The organism is Glacieibacterium sp. (genome assembly GCF_965200405.1).
Lineage (GTDB): Bacteria > Pseudomonadota > Alphaproteobacteria > Sphingomonadales > Sphingomonadaceae > Glacieibacterium.
Genome location: NZ_OZ241356.1, coordinates 3,480,971 through 3,501,086, shown reverse-complemented (window position 1 = coordinate 3,501,086; position 20,116 = coordinate 3,480,971). Strand labels below are relative to the sequence as shown.

General features: G+C 65.7%; 24 protein-coding genes. 20 read left to right on the top strand and 4 right to left on the bottom strand.

Going from position 1 to position 20,116, the window contains the following annotated elements:
• Positions 1-23 precede the first annotated feature (23 nt).
• Positions 24-725 carry a response regulator transcription factor CtrA gene (ctrA, locus tag ACOFKW_RS16495; protein WP_419815212.1) on the bottom strand — a complete coding sequence of 234 codons (702 nt, stop codon included), beginning with the start codon at positions 723-725 and terminating at the stop codon, positions 24-26.
• Positions 726-866: 141 nt separating this feature from the next.
• Positions 867-1,139 (bottom strand): DUF1153 domain-containing protein, encoded by a 273-nt coding sequence (locus tag ACOFKW_RS16490; RefSeq protein WP_419816985.1) that lies wholly within the window; start codon positions 1,137-1,139, stop codon positions 867-869.
• A gap of 132 nt (positions 1,140-1,271) precedes the next feature.
• Between ACOFKW_RS16490 and mnmA the strand changes: the two genes are divergently transcribed.
• From mnmA to fliS, 19 genes are all read left to right on the top strand, one after another.
• Positions 1,272-2,393: a tRNA 2-thiouridine(34) synthase MnmA gene (gene mnmA, locus ACOFKW_RS16485; protein WP_419815211.1), complete on the top strand. Its 1,122-nt coding sequence runs from the start codon at positions 1,272-1,274 to the stop codon at positions 2,391-2,393.
• Between the two features lie 182 nt (positions 2,394-2,575).
• Entirely contained in the window at positions 2,576-3,748 is a 1,173-nt protein-coding gene (locus ACOFKW_RS16480; RefSeq protein ID WP_419815210.1) for a sigma 54-interacting transcriptional regulator, read from the top strand.
• A gap of 2 nt (positions 3,749-3,750) precedes the next feature.
• Positions 3,751-4,062, top strand: a complete 312-nt coding sequence (gene fliE, locus ACOFKW_RS16475; RefSeq protein ID WP_419816984.1) for a flagellar hook-basal body complex protein FliE — start codon at positions 3,751-3,753, stop codon at positions 4,060-4,062.
• Between the two features lies 1 nt (position 4,063).
• Entirely contained in the window at positions 4,064-5,617 is a 1,554-nt protein-coding gene (gene fliF, locus ACOFKW_RS16470) for a flagellar basal-body MS-ring/collar protein FliF (RefSeq protein WP_419815209.1), read from the top strand.
• Positions 5,614-6,609, top strand: a complete 996-nt coding sequence (locus ACOFKW_RS16465; RefSeq protein ID WP_419815208.1) for a FliG C-terminal domain-containing protein — start codon at positions 5,614-5,616, stop codon at positions 6,607-6,609. The genes fliF and ACOFKW_RS16465 overlap by 4 nt, the downstream gene beginning before the upstream one ends.
• Entirely contained in the window at positions 6,602-7,111 is a 510-nt protein-coding gene (locus tag ACOFKW_RS16460) for a hypothetical protein (protein ID WP_419815207.1), read from the top strand. Before ACOFKW_RS16465 ends, ACOFKW_RS16460 begins: the two co-directional genes overlap by 8 nt.
• Positions 7,108-8,427 carry a FliI/YscN family ATPase gene (locus tag ACOFKW_RS16455; protein WP_419815206.1) on the top strand — a complete coding sequence of 440 codons (1,320 nt, stop codon included), beginning with the start codon at positions 7,108-7,110 and terminating at the stop codon, positions 8,425-8,427. Before ACOFKW_RS16460 ends, ACOFKW_RS16455 begins: the two co-directional genes overlap by 4 nt.
• Positions 8,428-8,435: 8 nt before the next feature.
• Positions 8,436-8,753, top strand: coding sequence for a hypothetical protein (locus tag ACOFKW_RS16450; protein WP_419815205.1), 318 nt, complete (start codon positions 8,436-8,438; stop codon positions 8,751-8,753).
• Positions 8,750-10,096, top strand: coding sequence for a hypothetical protein (locus ACOFKW_RS16445; protein WP_419815204.1), 1,347 nt, complete (start codon positions 8,750-8,752; stop codon positions 10,094-10,096). Before ACOFKW_RS16450 ends, ACOFKW_RS16445 begins: the two co-directional genes overlap by 4 nt.
• Before the next feature lie 8 nt (positions 10,097-10,104).
• Positions 10,105-10,602, top strand: a complete 498-nt coding sequence (locus tag ACOFKW_RS16440; RefSeq protein WP_419815203.1) for a flagellar basal body-associated FliL family protein — start codon at positions 10,105-10,107, stop codon at positions 10,600-10,602.
• Positions 10,599-11,417, top strand: a complete 819-nt coding sequence (locus ACOFKW_RS16435) for a FliM/FliN family flagellar motor switch protein (RefSeq protein WP_419815202.1) — start codon at positions 10,599-10,601, stop codon at positions 11,415-11,417. Before ACOFKW_RS16440 ends, ACOFKW_RS16435 begins: the two co-directional genes overlap by 4 nt.
• Positions 11,414-11,710 (top strand): flagellar motor switch protein FliN, encoded by a 297-nt coding sequence (gene fliN, locus ACOFKW_RS16430; protein ID WP_419815201.1) that lies wholly within the window; start codon positions 11,414-11,416, stop codon positions 11,708-11,710. The genes ACOFKW_RS16435 and fliN overlap by 4 nt, the downstream gene beginning before the upstream one ends.
• Complete coding sequence (locus ACOFKW_RS16425; protein WP_419815200.1) at positions 11,707-12,033, top strand: flagellar biosynthetic protein FliO; 327 nt, start codon at positions 11,707-11,709, stop codon at positions 12,031-12,033. Before fliN ends, ACOFKW_RS16425 begins: the two co-directional genes overlap by 4 nt.
• On the top strand, positions 12,030-12,680 hold the full coding sequence (gene fliP, locus ACOFKW_RS16420; protein ID WP_419815199.1) for a flagellar type III secretion system pore protein FliP: 651 nt from the start codon (positions 12,030-12,032) through the stop codon (positions 12,678-12,680). The genes ACOFKW_RS16425 and fliP overlap by 4 nt, the downstream gene beginning before the upstream one ends.
• Positions 12,681-12,690: 10 nt before the next feature.
• Complete coding sequence (locus ACOFKW_RS16415) at positions 12,691-12,963, top strand: flagellar biosynthetic protein FliQ (protein ID WP_419815198.1); 273 nt, start codon at positions 12,691-12,693, stop codon at positions 12,961-12,963.
• Positions 12,960-13,715: a flagellar biosynthetic protein FliR gene (locus tag ACOFKW_RS16410; protein WP_419815197.1), complete on the top strand. Its 756-nt coding sequence runs from the start codon at positions 12,960-12,962 to the stop codon at positions 13,713-13,715. The genes ACOFKW_RS16415 and ACOFKW_RS16410 overlap by 4 nt, the downstream gene beginning before the upstream one ends.
• Positions 13,708-14,814 (top strand): EscU/YscU/HrcU family type III secretion system export apparatus switch protein, encoded by a 1,107-nt coding sequence (locus tag ACOFKW_RS16405; RefSeq protein ID WP_419815196.1) that lies wholly within the window; start codon positions 13,708-13,710, stop codon positions 14,812-14,814. Before ACOFKW_RS16410 ends, ACOFKW_RS16405 begins: the two co-directional genes overlap by 8 nt.
• A gap of 24 nt (positions 14,815-14,838) precedes the next feature.
• Positions 14,839-16,224 carry a flagellar filament capping protein FliD gene (fliD, locus tag ACOFKW_RS16400; protein ID WP_419815195.1) on the top strand — a complete coding sequence of 462 codons (1,386 nt, stop codon included), beginning with the start codon at positions 14,839-14,841 and terminating at the stop codon, positions 16,222-16,224.
• A gap of 11 nt (positions 16,225-16,235) precedes the next feature.
• Positions 16,236-16,655: a flagellar export chaperone FliS gene (fliS, locus tag ACOFKW_RS16395; protein ID WP_419815194.1), complete on the top strand. Its 420-nt coding sequence runs from the start codon at positions 16,236-16,238 to the stop codon at positions 16,653-16,655.
• Here the strand turns inward: fliS and ACOFKW_RS16390 are convergent.
• On the bottom strand, positions 16,627-17,619 hold the full coding sequence (locus ACOFKW_RS16390) for a sigma-54 interaction domain-containing protein (RefSeq protein ID WP_419815193.1): 993 nt from the start codon (positions 17,617-17,619) through the stop codon (positions 16,627-16,629). The genes fliS and ACOFKW_RS16390 overlap by 29 nt on opposite strands.
• A 211-nt stretch (positions 17,620-17,830) precedes the next feature.
• Between ACOFKW_RS16390 and ACOFKW_RS16385 the strand changes: the two genes are divergently transcribed.
• On the top strand, positions 17,831-18,646 hold the full coding sequence (locus tag ACOFKW_RS16385) for a hypothetical protein (protein WP_419815192.1): 816 nt from the start codon (positions 17,831-17,833) through the stop codon (positions 18,644-18,646).
• On the opposite strand, the gene ACOFKW_RS16380 is transcribed toward ACOFKW_RS16385, so the two are convergent.
• Positions 18,643-20,022: a cytochrome P450 gene (locus tag ACOFKW_RS16380; RefSeq protein WP_419815191.1), complete on the bottom strand. Its 1,380-nt coding sequence runs from the start codon at positions 20,020-20,022 to the stop codon at positions 18,643-18,645. The genes ACOFKW_RS16385 and ACOFKW_RS16380 overlap by 4 nt on opposite strands.
• Positions 20,023-20,116: the final 94 nt, after the last annotated feature.

Here is a 20,116-nt window from a genome sequence, read left to right as displayed (position 1 = left end):
TCTGCAGTGCCGGTCAGGTCGGATCAGGCGACGCGCTGCTGCTCGGCTTCCGGATCGCGGAGCGCATAGCCCCGGCCCCAGACCGTCTCGATGCAGCCCGATGCGCCGGTGCCGGCGGCGGACAGCTTCTTGCGGAGCTTGCAGATGAAGACGTCGATGATCTTGAGTTCGGGCTCGTCGCGACCACCGTAGAGGTGCGTCAGGAACATTTCCTTGGTCAGCGTCATGCCCTTGCGGAGCGACAGCATCTCGAGGATCGCATATTCCTTGCCGGTGAGCGCGACGCGGTGGCCGCTGACCTCGACTGTGCGCGCGGCCAGGTCGATCGACATCGGGCCGGTCTTGATGATCGACTGCGCGTGACCCTTGGAGCGCCGTACCAGCGCATGGACGCGAGCCAAAAGTTCAGCACGCTGGAATGGCTTGGTTACATAGTCGTCGGCGCCGAAACCGAAGCCGGACACCTTGGCGTCGGTCTCGCTATTGCCCGTCAGGATGATGACCGGAGTGGCGATCCGGGCGACGCGCAGGCGCCGCAGCACTTCGTAGCCGTGCAGGTCGGGAAGGGTAAGGTCGAGAAGGATCGCGTCGTAATCGTAAACGCGGGCCAACTCGATGCCATCCTCGCCGGTGGCAGCAGTTTCGTACTCCAGTCCCGCACCACCGAGCATCAGCTCGATCGCCCGTGACATCAAACGATCATCTTCAATTAACAAAATACGCATCGAAACCCCCTCGGGAATGTTGGTGCGCCGCATCCTCTCCGATTTGGCTAACTGTATTCCCATAACCACTCAACCTTCTTTTTAGGTCCGAGTAAAGAGTTAATGCGTTTAATACTTTCGGTATAGACGTAAATTGTTCCCTTAAATATTACGTTCGAATATCGGACGATATATCTGCACTCTTGTCACTCGGAGCCCCGGAACGCCCGCACAGTCGACCGCGCGTTCCCAAAGCCTTAGCTCTTCCTCACTGATTGCGTACCGTTGCCGGGCCTCGGCGCGGTCGATCAGGCCGCTCTGAATTGCCGCAAGGACTTGCGCTTTTCGGCGCGCCACCCATCGACGTGTATCGGGTGGTGGCAAATCCGCGAGCGTCAATTCTGGTTCGTCGGCCTTGCCGACCGAGTGTCGCATTGCAGTCTGTCCAGACATACTCACCCTTTGTTTACGCAACTCTACAGCCGTGAGGACGGCGGCCCGGGTGACAGCTTGCGTCATAAAGTGGTTAAGCCTTGACGAACGATCGATGCAGTATAATCCGCAACGGTGTCCGTAGATCTTTTCAGCTCAAATACCGAAACCGGCCTCGTCTTGCCCAGATCGGGCAGCCGAATCGTCGTCGCTATGTCCGGCGGCGTTGATTCGTCTGTTGTTGCAGCGCTTTGCGCGGAGGCCGGATGCGAGACCATTGGCGTTACTCTGCAACTCTATGACAGCGGTGCCGCGGCTGCACGACCCGGGGCGTGTTGCGCCGGGGCCGATATCCGCGACGCCCGCGCCGTGGCGGCACGGCTGGGGATCGCGCACTACGTCCTCGACTATGAGAGCGCGTTCAAGGACGCGGTAATCGACGATTTTGCCGATAGCTATGCCCGCGGCAGTACACCGGTGCCGTGCGTGCGATGCAACCAGACCGTCAAGTTCCGCGACCTGCTCGGGGTCGCCCGCGATCTCGGAGCAGACGCGATGGCGACGGGGCACTATGTACGCCGTGTCGAAGCGCAGGGCGGCGCCGAGCTCCACCGGGGCATCGACCCGGCCAAGGACCAGAGCTATTTCCTCTACGCGACGACGCGCGAGCAGCTCGACTATCTGCGCTTCCCCTTGGGTGGCCTTGGCAAGGCTGAGGTCCGCGGCCATGCCGAACGCCTGGGCCTGAGCGTTGCCGCCAAGCCCGACAGCCAGGACATCTGCTTCGTACCGAACGGCGATTACGCCAGCATCGTCGCCAAGCTGCGCCCGGAGGCGGCCCAGCCCGGCGAGATCGTCGACCTGTCGGGGAATGTGATCGGCCAGCATCCGGGCCTGATCAACTTTACCGTGGGGCAGCGCCGGGGCATCGCCATCGGCGGCACTCCGGAGCCGCTGTACGCGGTACGCCTCGATCCGGCGACGCGACGCCTGACCGTCGGGCCCCGGGCAGCGCTGGCGGTTAGCGCGGTGGAGTTGAGCCAGATCAACTGGCTCGGCGACGGAGCGCCGCAAGGCGAGGTTTCGGTCAAGGTGCGCTCCATGGCACTGCCGGTGCTAGGCTCGCTCGACAATGGCCGACTGGCATTCGCCGCGCCGGAGTTCGGCGTGTCGCCCGGTCAGGCAGCGGTTTTCTACGATGGCAACCGGGTGTTGGGCGGCGGTACGATCGCTAGCGCCTCGGCAGACGCGGCCTGAAAAGTATCCTGCTTCGCGCGCCCTGAGGGGCGGCAAGTGAACCGGTCCTACTGTCAATGAACCGACACCCGTCAAGATATTGACGCAATATCCGTCAATATTCTGACACTTACCCAAGGTTCCTCACTGGTAACCCTAACTGGCACGGCGATTGCTTAGCCCTGTTCGAACAGGGGGCCGTCATGTCGAGTACAGCTGCAAGCCGGGTTTACGACCGCAACGACGACAAGCTTAGCGGCCTAGTCACGACATGCGACGTGATCCCCGGCGACGATGTTGCGCCCATCACGCCGTTCGTCCGTATAGTTCCCGCGGCACGCTCGCGCTTTCGTCGATCGAGCGAAGCGGGATGCCTCGGCCAGCTGGACTTCGCCAATGTCGACCATGGCTTTGCCGCTGCATTGACCGCCGAGCTGCGCCGTTCACGCGGTACACCTGCCGCCGGAGAAGCCTCCAGCCACGCGCTGAACGACCTCGCCTTCCGCGTCGGGGCGCGCAGCGTCACCGTGCTGATCAATGGTCCGACCGGCACCGGCAAGGAAGTCCTCGCCCGCGCCATCCATCAAGCCTCCCCCCGCCGCGATCTGCCGTTGATTGCGGTCAACTGCGCCGCGCTCCCCGAGGCGATGCTCGAAGCCTTGCTGTTCGGCCATGAGCGCGGCGCCTTTACCGGGGCACAAGGGGCTTCGCCCGGCCTGTTCCGCGCGGCGCATCGCAGTACCCTGCTGCTCGACGAAGTGGCGGAACTGCCGCTCGGCTGCCAGGCCAAGCTGTTGCGTGTGCTACAGGAGCGCGAGGTGTTGGCGATCGGCGCCACGGTTCCGGCCAGCGTCGACGTGCGCGTCATCGCCACTGCCAACCGCGACCTGGCTGCTGAAATTGCCGCGGGGCGCTTCCGTTCCGACCTGTATTACCGGCTGGCGGTGTTCCCGCTGACCACGATGGCGCTGCGGCATCGGCCGGCAGACCTGTTGCCACTGGTGGCGGCGCTGCTGCTGCGCCTGGGCAACGGCATCCCGGCCTGGCCCGAGGTCGAGGCGCTCGACAAGCTCGCGGCGCACGACTGGCCCGGCAACGTCCGCGAACTCGGCAATGTGCTGGAGCGTGCCCTGATCTACGGCGACGGCGAGCGGATCACCGCCCGCGACATCGTCTTCGACATTGCTGCGCCGGTGTCCAACGTCACGACCCTGCGGCCCCAAGTCCGTGACTGCGAGTTCGACACCATCCGCCGCACGCTCGAGGCATGCGCCGGCCGTCGCATCGAGGCCGCGCGCCGGCTTGGCATCAGCGAGCGTAGCCTGCGTTACAAGCTTGCCGCGATGGCGCTGCCGGCTGCGGCAACGATCCAGTGAACTTGCCACCGATCGACACCGGCGGCGTCCTCGCCCTCCGCGCCCAGATCCTGGCGCGCAATGCCGCGCTGTCGCCGACCCCGGTCAAGCCGGCCGACAGCTTCGCCTCGGCGATCAGTGCGGCGCTCGACACCGTCAATCGCGGCCAGGCCGCCGCTGGGGTCGCCTCAGATGCCTTCGAGCGCGGCGACAGCGTCGACATCGCGGCGGTCATGCTCGCCCGGCAGAAGGCCTCGATCGGCTTCGAGGCGACGCTGCAGGTCCGCAACAAGCTGCTCAGCGCCTATCGCGACGTCATGAGCATGCCGGTCTGAGATGGCAGCGCTTGCTCTCGCCAATGCCGGACTGCCAGTGCCGTGGCGACTGCGCGGCCAGCAACTGTTCGCGCAGCCCGCGGTCCGGCGCTCGCTGCCGTTGATCGCCGTGGTCGGAGCGCTGCTCGTTGCCGCGCTGATGTGGCTCGCCTTTCGATCACCCGACATGCGCCCGGTGTGGAACGGGCTTGCCGAAGCCGACAAGGCCGCCGTCGCCGATGCCCTGCGCACCGGCAATTTCCGCGTCGACGTCGATCCCGCGACCGGCGCCGTCGAGGTTCCCGCCGACCAGGTTGCCGCGGCGCGGATCATGCTGGCAGGGCAAGGGCTGCCGAAGGCCGTGCCCAGTGGATCGGCGCTGCTGACCGCGATGCCGCTTGGCACCAGCCGCGCCGTCGAGGGCGCGCAACTCAAGGCAGCGCAGGAGCATGATCTTGCCGCCAGCATCGCCGCCATCGACGCGGTCGAAAGCGCCCAGGTCCATCTCGCGACGCCCGAACCCTCGGTGTTCATCCGCGACCGCGCCGCACCGAGCGCCTCGGTATTCATCACCCTCGCCGGCGGCAGGACGCTCAGCGACGCGCAGGTCCGCGCCATCGTCCATCTCGTCGCCTCGTCGGTGGCGGGGCTCGACCCCGATGCGGTGAGCGTCGTCGATCAGAGCGGCACGCTGTTGTCGGGCAGCGGTAGCAGTGGCGAGCTCGGAGAGACCGGACGAATGCTCGATGCCGAGGCCCGCACTGCGGCGATCGTCCGGCAACGGGTGGTGGCACTGCTCACGCCGATCCTGGGGGCCGACAATTTCTCGGCACAGGTCAGCGCCGATCTCGATTTCTCCGAGAATGCCGCGACGCGCGAAAGCTACGACCGCAACGCCAGCGCCATCGCCAACGAGCAAGGCAGCAGCTCGACGGAAAGCGCGCCGCCGCCCGCGCGCGGTATTCCTGGGGCACTGTCGAACACCGTGCCCCAGGCCGCGCAGGTCTCCAACACGCCGCCGGTGCTCAGCCTGCCGCCGGTCGCTACCGGTGCGACGCCCCAATCGCAGACGTTCAACCGCACCTTCGAGGTCGGCAAGGCGGTCTCGGTAACACGCGCCGCGCGCGGCTCGCTGCGCCGCCTGTCGGTCGCGGTGGTGGTCCGTGACACGAGCCTTGGCGCGGTGAAGGGCAGGGCGGCGCAACTCGCTTCGCTCGAGGTGCTGGTCCGGAGTGCGGTGGGCTTCGACGTCCGCCGCGGCGACGTGGTGACGCTGGCGGCGCGCGGCTTCACCGATGGCAGCGCCGCAAGTGCTGCGAGCTGGTGGCAGCCCTGGGTCAGCCTCGCGGTTCAGGCCACCGTTGCGCTGGTCGGTGTGCTGCTGTTGGTCTTCGGCATCGGGCGACCCTGGCTGCGCGCGCGGGCTGCCGATCGAGCCATGTCTGCGGCCGACCTGCTCCCGGCGCTGCCGACGCTGCTGGTCGATTACACTGCCAAGCTAGACGCGACCCGTGCGCTGGTGAGCAGCGATGCCGCGCGCGCCGCCGCCGTGGTCCGCGGGCTGATCCGGGCATGATCCACCTGCCGCTTTCCGGAGCCCAGAAGTGCGCAGTGTTGTTGTTGCTGCTCGATGAGGCTGCTGCGGCCACGTTGCTGCGCGGGCTCGACCCGGCAGAGGTGCAGGCGGTCGGCGACGCCATGCTGTCGGTAGCCGAGATCGAGCCGCGCGCCATCGATGCGGTGCTCGACGATTTTCTGGCGGCGCACGCAGAGGTCGCGGCGCTCGGCAATGGCGGGGCGCAATTGCGCTCGGTTATGACCCAGGCATTCGGCGAGCCGCGCGCCGCGACGATGCTGGGAAGGATGGGACCGCCCGCCAGCGCCAAGCCGTTTGCAGCGCTCGACTGGGTGGAGCCGGCGACGATCGCGGCGGTCATTGCGGCGGAGCATCCGCAGGCGGGCGCGGCAATCCTGGCGCATCTGCCGTCGGAGGCCGGCGCGGCGGTGCTGGCGCTGGTTCCTGCGGATCGGCAAGCAAGCTTGTTGTTACGGCTGGCACGGCTGGGTCCGATCGGCCCGCAGGCGCTGGCCAGCCTGGAGGCCGACGTCGAACGACATCTGGTTGCGCTGGCGGCCGAGGTCGCTCCGGTCCAGCGCGGCGGCGCGGCGTTCGCAGCCAAGCTGATCGGCGGCGTCAGCGATCCAGCCGCGCTGATCGGCACGGTCAGGCTGCAGGACGCCGAGCTTGCCGACTTGATCGCCGAGAATCTGTTCCTGTTCGCCGACCTGCTCCGTATCGACCAGCGCGGCATGCAGACGCTGGTCCGGGAACTCGATCCGGAACTGCTGGTCGTTGCGCTCAAGGGCGCGGGCACCGAGATGCGCGACCATATCCTGGGTGCCATGTCGCAGCGCGCCGCTGCGCAGATCGAGGACGATCTTGGAACGCGCGGGCCCTTGAAGCGCGACGAGGTCGAGGCGGCCCAAGCCCAGGTCGCCGCCGTCGTTCGCCACCTCGCCGACGCCGGCACGCTGATGCTGCCGGGCGCGGGGGCGGGCTATGTTTGAGGCCGCGACGCCATTGTCGGCGCTGTTATGGGCGATGAACCCGGGACTGATCGCTGCGCCCTCGCCGGATTGTGGGGCGATCGCAGCGGCGGCGGACGCGGTCGGCTATGCGCGTGGCTGGACCGAGGCCGAGGCAGCACTGCAGCCCTTGCGCGACCGGCTTGGCCAGGCGGCACAGGCGCTCGACGCGGCCTCGGTGATCGACCCGGCCAGCCTGACGCCGCTGTTCGTCACGCTCGTCCGCCGTATCGCGGAGGTGGTGGTCGACGGTGAACTGCGCCAGTCGCCCGAGGTTCTGGAGCGCCTCGTCGCTAGCGCGTTCGCTGCTGTGGATACGGAGGGCGCCACCCTGCGCCTCAGCCCGCGCGATGCGGCACTGCTCGGGATGGGCACGATCGACCTTGAGCTCAGCGACGGCGAAATTCGCGTCGATACCGCGCGCCACGTCGTCGCCGCCTCGCTCGCCACGCGCCTGGCCGAAGCCGTCGCGGGCCTCGTATGAACACCACCGCCGCCCTTGCGCATCTTGCCGGCGCCGCCGCCCCAGCTATTCCTGCCTGTCCGCGCATCGGCGGACGCATCGCTGCGTTCGACGGGCACACCATCGAGTGCAGCGGGCTCGACGCCGCAGTCGGCACGGTCTGTGCCATCGGTTCCCCGCCCAGCCCGGCCGAGGTCATCGGCTTTCGCGACGGCCGCACCCTGTTGATGGGGCTCGCCCAGCAAGGCACGCTGCTGCCCGGCGATCCCGTCATGCCGCTCGGTGATGCGGCCCGCGTCTCGGTGGGCCCAGCTCTGCTCGGTCGTGTCCTCGACGGTGGCGGGCGGCCGCTCGACGGCGAGCCGGCGCCGTTGACCAGCCTGCGTATCCCGCTCGACCCACCCGCCACAAACCCGCTGAACCGCACGGCCGTTGGCCCGCGTCTCGACTGCGGCGTACGCGCGATCGATGCGCTTCTCACCCTCGGCAGGGGTCAGCGGGTCGGCATCATGGCCGGCAGCGGCGTTGGCAAGTCGGTCTTGCTCGGGCAAATGGCGCGCGGCACTGCTTGCGATACCGTCGTCGTTGCACTGATCGGCGAGCGCGGCCGCGAGATCGGCGACTTCCTCGCAACCCAGCTTAGCGGCCCGGCTCGCGCCCGCAGCGTCGTCGTGGCGGTCGCAGCCGACGATGCCCCATTGCTCCGCGTCCGTGGCGTCATGCGAGCCCATGCGATTGCCGAATACTTTCGTAGCCTCGGGCAATCAGTGTTGCTCATCGTCGACAGCCTGACCCGCGTCGCCCACGCCCAACGCGAGATCGGCATGGCACTCGGCGAGGCGTGCGGGCCCCGCGGCTATCCACCGTCCGCCATCCAGCTCCTCCCCCGCCTGGCCGAGCGAGCCGGCAACGACCGGACCAGCGGCGGCTCGATCACCGCGATCTACACGGTGCTGGTCGACGGCGACGACCTCAATGATCCGGTCGTCGATGCCGCCCGAGGTGTGCTCGACGGCCATATCGTCCTGTCGCGCGCCGTTGCCCAGCGCGGCATCTACCCCGCCATCGACATCGCCGCCTCGATCAGTCGCTCGATGCACGACCTGGTCGAGCCTGCCCACGCCCGCGCCGCCGCCGCGTTTCGGCGCGCTCATGGATTGGTCGAGGAGAACCGCGATCTTGTCGCCATGGGAGCCTATGCGCCCGGCCACGACCTGCAACTCGACGCGGCCTTCGCCGCCCGCGCCGCCATGGACGGGTTTCGCAGCCAAGGCATCGTCGAGCATTCCTCCGGGAACGCGTCAACCGACGCTCTTATCGGTCTGGAATTGCAGTGAACAAGCGCATGGGCCGTCTGCAAAAAATCCGACGCATCGAGTTGGTCGGTGGCTTGCGCGCCTTGGCTGAGGTCGAGACCCGCGTCGTCCGTCTCGACAGTGTCGCGGCTCGGCTGGAGGCGCTGGTCGCCGACCTGCCACATGCAGCGGCGGTCGCCGAACGCAAGGCCGCGACGGTAGCTCGCGAGGCGCTCGACCGCGCCCGCCGCTCGGTTGCCGACCGCCAGACCAATGAAACCCAACTGCGGATCGCCGCCGCCGAAGCCGCCCAGCGTCTCAAGGCCCGGGTCGACATCGTCGCGCGACTGATGGCGGATCCGTCGTGACTCTGATCAGCGGTATCGCATTGCCAATGGCCAGCGACCTAGTCCTTGCCCTGCCCATTACGGGAGCAGCTTTCGACAGTCAGCTTCTTGCAGCGACGCTGGCCTTACCGATGCCATTGGATTTGCCTCTGCAGATCGCGCCGGGCGCCAAGGCTGACATTCTGCAAATCGAGCCGCCGCAATACGCGCTGCCGAACACCTCAACGAACGCACTGTCGTCGGTTGCCGCTGTGGCTCCGGCGGCGAACTCGAGACCAGAGCAAATCCTGGCGCCGTCCTTAGCAGGCAAGGCTTCTCCAGCAGAAAATAAACCGTGGAACGGCAAGCAGTTGAACGACGAAACAGTTCTAGTCGAGATGCCGATTGGGGCCGCGGTGATGGTGTCGGTGCCTATGCATCCGCGGCTTACGGTTGAAGTCTCCGCGTCACCCTCAGCCCTGTCCGTTTCATCCCTAGCTTCGATCAACGCTCCAGTAACCCCCATGACTGTGATCGCAGCAGCGCCGTCGGCTGCTCAAAATAGTCCAGTGATTGTCGGGCCTTCGCTAAGGACGGCGCAAGCGACCCAGACCTTCCCAGCGGCAAGGCCAGCGCCCACCATCACACTGGATCCCGCGGCGTCGACGATCGTGGCGCCTGTGTCAGAGACGACGCCGTCACCGCCACCCCGCGTGCCTCCCTCAGAAATCTCTATCATCGCGGGAGCGCCAAAGGCCGCAGACAGCGCAAACCCGCCTCCGCTTCTTGTGGCACCGATACTCCCCACCTTCGCGCCTCTCCTCGCCACCGCTCCGTCGCCGAAGGCTCCTGGCGTCCAGATAAATCCGCCAGCCGTCCTCTCTCGTCGCCGCGATGCCGGTGCCAGTCCCTCGCAGCTTGTCGGCCAGAATCTGGGTTTCGCTCCGTCGCCCACTGGCATGCCAGAACAGTCCGGCGCCGTGCTCGCCAACTTGCGCCAGAGCCAAGCTTTTCAGGCCGACAATAGCGCGCCAGTCGATGCGACCGTCCGGACGCCTGCCGCCAACGTCATAGAGCTTGCCACCGACCGCCTCGGTGCCATCCGGCTGGCACTCGATACCAGCGATACCGCCTTGCACGTTCACGTCACTGCCGACCGCAGCGCCACCGCGGGGCTGATCGTGGCTCAGGCCGACCGACTGCAGATCGCGGTCGAGACCGGCGGCGCCAGGCTCGGCGCCCTTTCGGTGGACGTCAGGGACGGCGGCGATCCGCGTCGCTCGCTACCATGGCAGCCGCCTGAAAATGGTCATCCTTCGTCGCAGCGTCGCAGCGCAAGTTCTTCTGACACCACAATACCAGCCCGTACCGACCGATTTGCCTGAGGTAATCCATGTCCAATGAACCTCCCAAGCCTAAGGTCGCCAAATCTGGTGCCGGCAAGGCCGTGATGATCGTCTTGGCCTTTGCGGGCGGCACAGCGGCGGGCGGGGCAGGGGCCGTCATCGCCTTCACTTGGCTCGGCCAGATGCCCGGCGGCGGGAGCAAGCATGTCGCCGAAGCCGTGGAGCCGTCGAAGCTCGAATATGTCGAGCTCGATAACAGCTTTACCTCGAACCTCACCGACACCGGCCGTTATCTGCAATTGCGCATCGCGATATCGACCACCGGCGGCCCTTCGGTCGTCGCGGCACTGGCGCAGCACAAACTCGCTATCGTCTCGACCGTGCTTGCCGTGCTCGGCGACCTTGCCGAGGCCGATGTCGCCGATGGTGCCGCCAAGACCCGGCTCAAGATCAAGCTGCGAGGTGCGATCGAAGGCGTCTTGCAGCAAAAGGCTCACTTGGGCGGAGTCGACGAAGTCTTCCTGACCAGCCTGGTCGTCCAATGACCAGCGGCGCCGCACGTATCACAGCTGGCTATGACGATGGTCCGCAAGCCTTTGAGTTCGCAGTCGCTGCCTCGCGTGACGTTGGACCGCCGCCGGTAGATCGCGAAGCCATCGGCGCGCTGGCATCGAACCTGCTGGCTGAGGTTTGCCGGACTCCGGCGTCCGTCAAGATCGCCGAGGGCGCAACGGCTCGGCTTGGCTGGTGGCGGCGGGGTGACGGCCTGGTGATCGGCCTCGGCGGCGGCGGGGCAACGCTTGCCTCGGCATTGGTTAACCGAGACTGCGGCGGCGAGTTTCGCGCCGACGATGCCGGCAACGGTTCCGCCAGTGTCGAACGGCAGCGCGGCGCCTTGCTGGCCCGCCTGCGCATCGGTGTCGCTGCATTATGGCCCGCCGCCGACGACGACTGGGTTAGCTGCCCACCTGTCGACGCTGAAGCCTTCAGCCTGCGTATTGAGGCCGGGCTAGTTCGCGATCAGATCGACTGCGCCGTGCAGCCGCCGCCGGAGGCCGTTGCTCCGCTGGATACCGGCTGGCGTAATCGCCTGTCGGATGTCCTCGACAGCCTTGCAGTGCCGGTCCAGCTGGTCCTCCACGAGGCGGCGATCACGGTCGGGGCCGCGCGCGCGATTGCCGTCGGCGACGTGCTGCCGATCGCTACCGCCCACGAGGTCGGCCTGCGCGTCGGCGCGCTGACAGTGGCGCGCGGACGTATTGCCAATGACGGTGAACTTCCGCGGGTCGAGATCACCAGCCGCGCCCGGGCTTCGACATGCCCTTCGATGCGGGCCGCAAGGAACGGAGAACGCTCATGAATGCCATCACCAACAGCGACTTCGAGGCGGCCATTGGGCGAGCCACGGCCGGATCGCTTGGGGCGCTTGGCAGTATCGAGATGCGGCTGAGCGTCGAGATCGGTGCGACGCGGATGACGCTGGCCGAGCTGGCAGCGCTGGAGCCCGGCGCGGTTGTCGAACTCGACCGGCGCAGCGACGAGCGCATCGACATCTTGGTCAACGACCGGCTGCTGGCGAAGGGCGAGGTCGTTACCATCGGTGATCGCTTCGGCGTCCGCATCGTCGAGCTCGCCGATGGGCTGGCGCGTTGATCGATCCCGTGACGCGGTTGGCACTTGCCCTGCCGCTGCTTCTGCTCGCGCTTGGTGGCGTGCTCGTCGCTGCGCGCCGCGGGCTGATCCGCCTGCCGGGCGCGGTGGTCGGCGTGGCACCGCTGAAGATCGTGCAACTCGCTAACCTCGGCCCCGGCGCGCGACTTGCGGTGGTGGAATTCGAGGGGCGCAGCCTGCTGCTTAGCATCAGCAAAACCGGCGTCACCAGCCTTCTGCCCATTGCTTTCCGGGCAGGACGAATGACCCGCACCTGCGCCGTGCGGGGACGGACCAATACTGAGCTCAGAGAGCGTCTCGGATGACCGCAGCCCCGATGGCGCTGCCCATCCAAATCCTGCTGCTGATGACAGCACTGACGCTGCTGCCGTCGCTGCTGCTGATGATGACCGGCTTCACCCGCATCCTGATCGTACTGGCAATCCTGCGCCAGGCGATCGGGCTAGGCCAGGCGCCGCCGAACCAGTTGCTCGTCGGACTGGCGCTGTTCCTGACGCTGTTCGTCATGCGCCCGCAGTTCGATGCAATCACGACGACCGCTTACCGGCCGTTTGCGGCACAACAGATCCCTGCGGAGGTTGCGATCGAGCGAACCGGTACCGTCCTGCATGGGTTCATGCTCGCCCAGACCCGGGAGCAGGATGTCAGGCTGTTCGCCAATCTCGCCCATGCCGGGCCGTTCGGGCGTGGCGCCGACGTGCCGATGACGATCCTCGTCCCGGCCTTTGCCACCAGCGAGTTGAAGACCGCTTTCGAGATCGGCTTCCTCGTCTATCTGCCGTTTCTGGTGATCGACTTGGTCGTTGCCAGCATCCTGATGGCGCTCGGCATGATGATGGTATCGCCGACGCTGATATCCCTGCCATTCAAACTGTTGCTGTTCGTTCTTGTCGATGGCTGGGCGCTGGCACTGGGGTCGCTGGCAGGCAGTTTCGTTGCGGCGGCACCATGAAGAGACGGCGGTGAGCGACGCTGACCTTGTCGTCGATGCGGCCTCGGCGATGCTGTGGGTGTTGCTCGAACTCGCCGCGCCTGTGGTGTTGCCAGTCCTGGCTGCGGCGCTGGTCGTCGGGCTGTTGCAGGCCGCGACCTCGATCAGCGAGTCGACTCTCAGCTTCGTGCCCAAGCTGGTTGTCGCCATCGCCAGCATCGCGTTTTTCGGCGCGTTGATGACCCGGTTGCTGACCGACTTCACCGAGGCGATGTACGACCGCATTCCCGGGCTGCTGCAGTGATCTCCGCGTGGCTGGCATCGCCCGAGCGCGAGTTGTGGCGGTTGATCTTCGCCAGCCTGCGCGCGGCGGCGGCTTTACTGCTGCTGCCCGGCATCGGCTCCGCACTGCTGCCGATCCGGGTCCGCACCGGGCTGGCACTGATGCTCGGCATGGTCGCCCTCGCCGCTGGGGTCGTTACCGTGCCGGAGGTCGCCGCGATGCCGGGCGCGGTGCTCGGCGAAGTGCTGATCGGCCTCGGCATCGGCGTTATCGTCCAATGCGTTTTCGCCGCCGCCAGTGTCGCTGGCGAGGTCATCAGCCAGGCGATGGGCATGGGTTTTGCCACCATGGTCGGCGCCGGCGGCGGCACCAGTCCGGTGCTGACCAACTTCCTGTCATTGCTGATGTGGCTGGCGTTTGTCGGCGTCGATGGTCACGCCCGGCTATTTGCCTGCATCGTCGAAAGTTACCGCAGCTTGCCCCCGGGGGCATCAATCGACGCGCTACGCGTCGCGGAGTTCGGAGCCTTCGCCTTCGGTACCGGCCTGATGCTGGCGCTTCCGGTGACGGGAGTGGTGCTGCTGGTCAACCTCTGGCTGGCAGTCCTCGCCCGAAGCGCGCCCCAGCTGAACCTATTCTCGATCGGGTTCGCCGTGCTGATGGTAACCGGCCTTCTGGCGCTGCCGCTCGCCTTGCCCGCCATGCTCGCGACCATGTCCGAGGCCGCCGCCGATGGTCAGGCAGAACTTGCGCAGGTCATTCTAAGTGACTGAAAAAACAGAGGAAGCAACCGACAAGCGCCGCCGTGAAGCGCCAGAGCGGGGAGACGTATGGCAGTCACGCGAACTTGGCTCCGCGCTCGGCATCCTGGCCGCATTTACATGGCTCGTCCTGCAAGGTCCGGCCCTTTTCGCCGGCTGCCGCTCAATGCTCGCCGCCGCCCTCTCGATCTCCCCACAACACGCAACCGATGTTGATCTTCTCCAGATCATCCACCCCATCAGGATCCCGATAGCTGTGTTCGGCGTCATCGTGCTGGCCGCAGCAATCCTTGGTCCGATGCTGCTTGGCTCGCGCTGGTCCCCCGCTGCCGCTGCTCCAAAGCCTTCCCGCCTCCAACCCCTCGCCGGCCTGAAGCGAATGTTCGGCATTCAATCTCTCGTCGAGCTTGGCAAGGCGATCATCAAGGCGGCGCTGTTCGCCGCAGTCGGCTGGTCGATATTGGGTAAGGTACTGAATGGTCTCGCCACGTTGGGCGCTGCCGGACCGACGGCCGCCGCCACGCGCCTTGGTAGCGACGTCTCCGGCTTGCTTGGCACCTTGCTCATGGTCTTGGTGGTGATCGCCGCTCTCGACCTGCCGTGGCAACGTTCACGCTGGCTCGCCAAGCTGCGGATGACCAAGCAGGAGGTCCGGGACGAGCACCGAGAAAGCGACGGCAACCCGGAAGTGCGCGCCGCTCAGCGCCGTCTAGCCAAGGCCGCCGCCCGTAGGGCTTTGCGTCCCGCCATGGCCGACGCCACCGTGGTCACCGTTAACCCGTCCGAATTTGCAGTTGCCTTGCGCTATGATCCGCTGCGTGACGCAGCCCCGATCATCGTCGCGCGTGGTCGCGACCTGATCGCCGCAACGATCCGCGAATTGGCGACCGAGCACGGCGTCCCGGTCCTGCGATATCCTCAACTCACGCGGGCAATCTTTTTCACAGGCCGCATCGGATCGCCGATCCGCGACGATCTCTACGCCGCCGTCGCCGCGGTCCTGGCCTTCGTCTTCAGCCTGGATGCGGAGGCGCCTCGCCAAATGCCGATCTTCGAAATCCCTCTTGCGGCGCGTTTCGACGAACATGGCCGCAGCCAGCCTAAAGCCTAGGCAAGCAAGGACGTTAACCCTGACATGGTTACCATAGCCAACGCACTTGGAGTCGGATCGGGGGTCGATACTGCCGAACTTATCGATACGCTGGTTGCTGCCGAGCGCGGCACCCGCGACATGTCGATAAAGACCCGCAGCGACCGGGTCGAAGCACGAATATCCGGAATGGCGCAGGTCAAGGCGGGGCTCGACGCGCTGATCCTGGGGCTTGGAAACCGAACCAAAGGCGGTGGACTTGGGCCTCTTCCCGGCAGCAGCGATGCTTCGATCCTGACTGCAAGTGCCACGGCAGGTGCGACCCGGACGCTGCGACCGACGTACGTCGAGGTGAAAGCGATCGCCACCGGGCAGTCGTTAATTTCAGGACCGCTAGCCAACGCAACTGCACCAGTCGGGATGGGCACGCTGACCCTGACGCCTGGAACGGCCACGTCGGACGGGCTGGGTGGCTTTGCTTTTTCGGGTAGCAGCGTTGGACTAGACATTGTCATCGATGCTACGAACAACACACTCAGCGGGTTGGCCAAGGCGATAAACGCTGCTCAGGCGAGCGTCAGGGCCAGCGTCGTCGACGATGGGCAAGGAGCGCGCCTCGTCCTGAAGGGGCCGACCGGAGCGCGTTCTGCTTTCATCCTGACGGCACTTGGCGATCCGGGACTTGATCGCTTTGTCTACCAACCCGGAGCCTCGACCATGACGTTGGCCGCCTCTGCCAGCGACGCCGATCTGCGGGTGGACGGTGTCGCGGTGAAGCGATCGACCAACAGCATCTCCGACTTGATCGAAGGCACCCGGCTGGAGCTGAACAAGGCGGCAGTTGGTAGCGTCGTCACGGTCGCCGCGTCACGCGATGCAGCAGGATTGCGAACGGCGGTCGGTGATCTGGTCGACGCGCTGAATGCCGTGCAGAGCCTTGGGAAGGCTTTGACCCAGGGTGCCGGGGGCGACACGCCTGCGGGAGCGCTGGCCGGAGACTCGACGATGCGACGGGTGCGGCAGCAGCTCTCGTCACTCACGACAGGTGGGATCAATGGTCTCCAGTCGCTTGGGGTCACTACTGCGCGCGACGGCACGTTATCGGTCGATACTGCGCGTCTCGACAAAGCGCTGGCGGACGATCCGGATGCGGTCGAAGCGATGCTGGTGTCCCTGACGGCAGCGAACGGTCCGTTAGCTGCTGCGCGCGATGAGCTGTCGGTTGCGTCCTCCGACGGCATCGGGGGGCGCCTGGTTCGAGAGCAGCGTTCGATCGCCACCGAGCGCGCAACGATCGAGGTACGCAGCACGACCTTTCGTGCTCAACTCACTCGACAGTATGCGGCGATGGAGCGTGCGGTCGCGGCGTCGAAGTCGACCCAATCGTTCCTTGAGGCGCAGATCAAGGCTTGGAACGGAAACAACAATTGAAGGACGTTCGGATGCAAGTCTCGAACTTGGCGCGCGCAGCAGGTCAATATCGGGAGCTCGATCTCGCGACCCGCGTCGCGACCGCTTCGCCGCATCAACCGGTGTCGATGCTGTTCGAGGGTTTGCGAGCCGCGTTGCACGGTGCCGAGCGCGCGATATCCCGCGGGGAGTCGCGGCTCAGGATACGCGCAGTCACCAAGGCGTTCGCAATACTCGATGCACTTGAATCAAGTCTCGATCCTTCCGCCGGTGGTGGCATCGCCAGAACCTTGGCAACGCTCTACGATGAACTCCGAGCGCTGGTTGTCGCTGGCAACGCGGAAGCACGGCCTGAACTTCTTTCTGTCGCGGCCGAGCGCGTGACGACGCTGGGCCGTGCTTGGGCAGCGATCGATCCGGCGGTCAGAAGCCCGGCAAGCGTTGGATATTGAGGCGCCTCATCTTCTCGATCAGCGTCGTTCGGCGAAGTCCAAGCAGCCGCGCGGATTCAGCCACGCCGCCGTCGGTCGATCGTAAGGCGCGTTCGATATAGCCCTGCTCGACGCCGTCCAGCAGTTGCTTAAGGTCGACCGGCGCGTCGTTCACGGTTTCTATGACCGGCATTGTGGCCTGTGGTTCGGGACCGTTGATGAGTTGCATCGCAGTTTCTGGCCCGATTACCTCGCCGCCGTACAGGGCAGTGGCGCGGTCGACAAAATTGCGTAGCTCGCGGACGTTGCCGCGCCAGGCAAGTCCTGAGATCAACGCCAGGGTTGCATCCGCAAACTGCACGCGCTGAGGCGCTGGAACCAGTGCTGCGAAATGCTCGGCGAGCAGCGCAATGTCGTCGCGGCGATCGGCCAAAGGCGGAACCCTGATTTCGACGACGTTGAGCCGGTAGAACAGATCCTCCCGAAAGCGTCCGCTGGCGATTGCGGCGGCCAGATTGACGTGGGTCGCTGCGATCAGCCGGACATCCACGGAGACACCGATCATGCCGCCGACGCGTTCGACGACCCGTGTCTCGAGGACGCGTAGCAGCTTGACCTGCAGTTCGACCGGCATATCCCCGATCTCGTCGAGGAACAGCGTGCCGCGGTCGGCGAGTTCGAAGCGGCCGCGGCGGGCGCGGACGGCTCCGGTGAACGAGCCGGCTTCATGACCGAAAATTTCGCTCTCGATCAGGTCGCGCGGCAGGGCAGCGCAATTGACTGGAACGAACGGTCGGGCCGCCCGCGAGCCCCTTTGATGGATGAGGCGGGCGATGACGTCCTTGCCACTACCCGACGGCCCAGTGATCAGGACCGTTGCGGTGCTATCTGCGACCTTTGTGACCAGCGACCGGATTGCCCGTATCGGTTCGCTGGTGCCGATCAATTCGGCAAGGCTGTTCTGTCCATCGCTGCTGTGACGCATGCGCTGCTCCCTGATCGACGAAGCACGAGTGCTGCGCCTGCAGTCTGCCGGGCCCTTCCTTCCAACAGCTGGCGCCACGGTAGATAAGTTTGTGGATAAACGATCGATATAGGTCCGAAACGGTTTTGATATGGAGCGTAGCGCGCCTAGTTAAGGTCCGAAGCGAAGCAAATGTAGTTAACCGCAGGTAAAGATAATGGGTTTTGGCGAGTTGATCGTGTTTGCGGAGGCAGAAGCGGGGCAGGATCGCGGTGATCTGTTCGGTGCAGGCGACTTCAGTATAGCGTCCGCCAGTTCCGCCGAGACGGTTCGCAAGCTGCTCGACGAGAACTGGACTGTCGATCTTGTCGTTGCCGATATGAGGATCGTCGATGCGGAACTGATGGATCGGTTGCAGGCGACGGGAGCACCGCCTGCACTTTTCCTGGTCGATGGTGACGAAGCGGCGGTCGAACGTATCAGCATGGCGGACAATGTACGTGGCTACCTCGATTTGCCGGTGGCGGATGCGGTACTGCGGGAAGCGATACTGGCGGCGTTGCCCAACGTCGGGCCGAAGGGCGTTGCCGACTTGTCCGATCGGGACTCCGCCCGGATCAACGCGCTGGGGCGCGATGTCGAGCGGATTGCCCGGGCGCTCAGCGACATCGCCAGCGAAGCGGCGACCAAGCCGGCGCGAGAAGCGGTCAGCGCGGCGTTCGTACGCAACATCATCAAGCGGCGGCGCGATCGTGAGCGGTACTTCCCGGCCGAACTGTTCGGCGATCCGGCGTGGGACATGATGCTCGACCTGACCGCCGCCCGGCTGGAACGACGCGACGTTTCCGTTTCCAGCCTGTGCATCGCCGCCGCGGTGCCGACGACGACGGCGCTGCGCTGGATCCGCAACCTGTGCGACGCCGGCCTGTTCGAGCGCAACACCGACCCCGATGACGCCCGTCGCGGTATCATCACCCTGTCCGCCGCAAGCCAGGAGCTGATGCTGGGCTATCTCGCTTCGGTTCGTACCGGCGGGCCGGCGGTCTAGAGCGGTACGATACGGACCGGCAGGCCGTCTTTTGGCTTGGGGATCGGGAACATCCTGAATTCGCCGGCATAACCGGCCGGCAACTCGATCCTGTTGTCGGCGAGCAGTTCGAACAGGAACGACTTGGTCTGCATATAGGCGAAATGCAGGCCGAGGCACATGTGAGCCCCGCCGCCGAACGGGATCCAGGCGTATTTATGGCGGCCCCTCGAGTTCTCGGCGGAGAAGCGCGTCGGGTCGAAGCGGTCGGGATCGGGCCAGACGTCGGGCAGGCGGTGCGAGACCATCGTGTTGATCCCGACATGGGCGCCGGCGGGGACGACGTGGTTCATGAAGGTGAATTCGCGCAGTGCCCGCCGCGGCATCGACGGCACCGGCGGGATCAGCCGCAGCGCCTCCTTGAACACCATCTCGGTCAGCTCGAGCTTGCCCAGCGTCTCATAGGTCAACTCGCCGCCGGTCTCGGCCTTCACCGCGTTGATCTCGGCGCGGAGCTTGTCCTGCCATTCCGGATGCATCCCGAGGTAATAGACCGTCGAGCTCAATGATGAGGTCAGCGTGTCGTGCGCCGCCATCATCACGAAGTTCATATGGTCGATGATCTCCTGGTCGGTCAGCAGCTCGTCGTTCTCGTCGCGGGCGTTGCAGATCTGTGTGAAGATGTCATCGCCCGTGGCACCGCGGCGCTTGCCGATCTCGGCGCCGAAGAAGGCGCACATATAGGCGCGGCCTTTCACGCCGCGGCGCATCTGGGTGAACGGCAACGGCTTGCGGACGATGCCGGTGGCGGCCAGCACCATGTCGACGAAGGCGCGGTTGATCTTGTGCGCTTCGGGGCCCCATTCAACGCCGAGGAACGACGAGGCGGCGAGGTCGAGGGTCAACGCCTTGATCGCCGGGTAGAATTTGAACTCGCCGCGGCCGGGCCAGCTGGTGATGCCGCGCTTGATGCCCTCGGTCAGCTTGCCGAGGTAGTGCTTCATCGGCTCGGTCTTAAAGGCCACCGACAGCGCCTTGCGGTGGACGCGGTGTTCCTCGAAATCCATCAGCATCAGGCCGCGCGGGAAGACCTGGTCGAGCACCGGGTTCCAGCCGAGCGACGAGGAGAAGATCTTGTCCTTGTTGAACAATACCATCTCGTTGGCTTCGGGACCGATCATCGTCACGCCCCAGCCGCCGAAGTCCTGGCGGCGAAAGACCCGCCCGTAGAGGCCCATCATGCGTTGGCTGTAGCCGAGCGGGTCCTTGAGGAAGTTGATCGTCCGCAACATGCTGATCTTGGCCGGCTCCATGCCGGGGATGTGGTTCAGCTCGTGATAGCTTGGCTCGGGGAGATTGGCCGGGATGAAGGCGGAGGCAGGCACGGGGGCGTTCATCGCGTCTCTCCAGAAAGTACGGAGCGAGGTTACGCACAATCTCGATTCGAGTGCAACTCAATCATGCAGCAGGGTTAGGGGCGTCGGCTGTCCA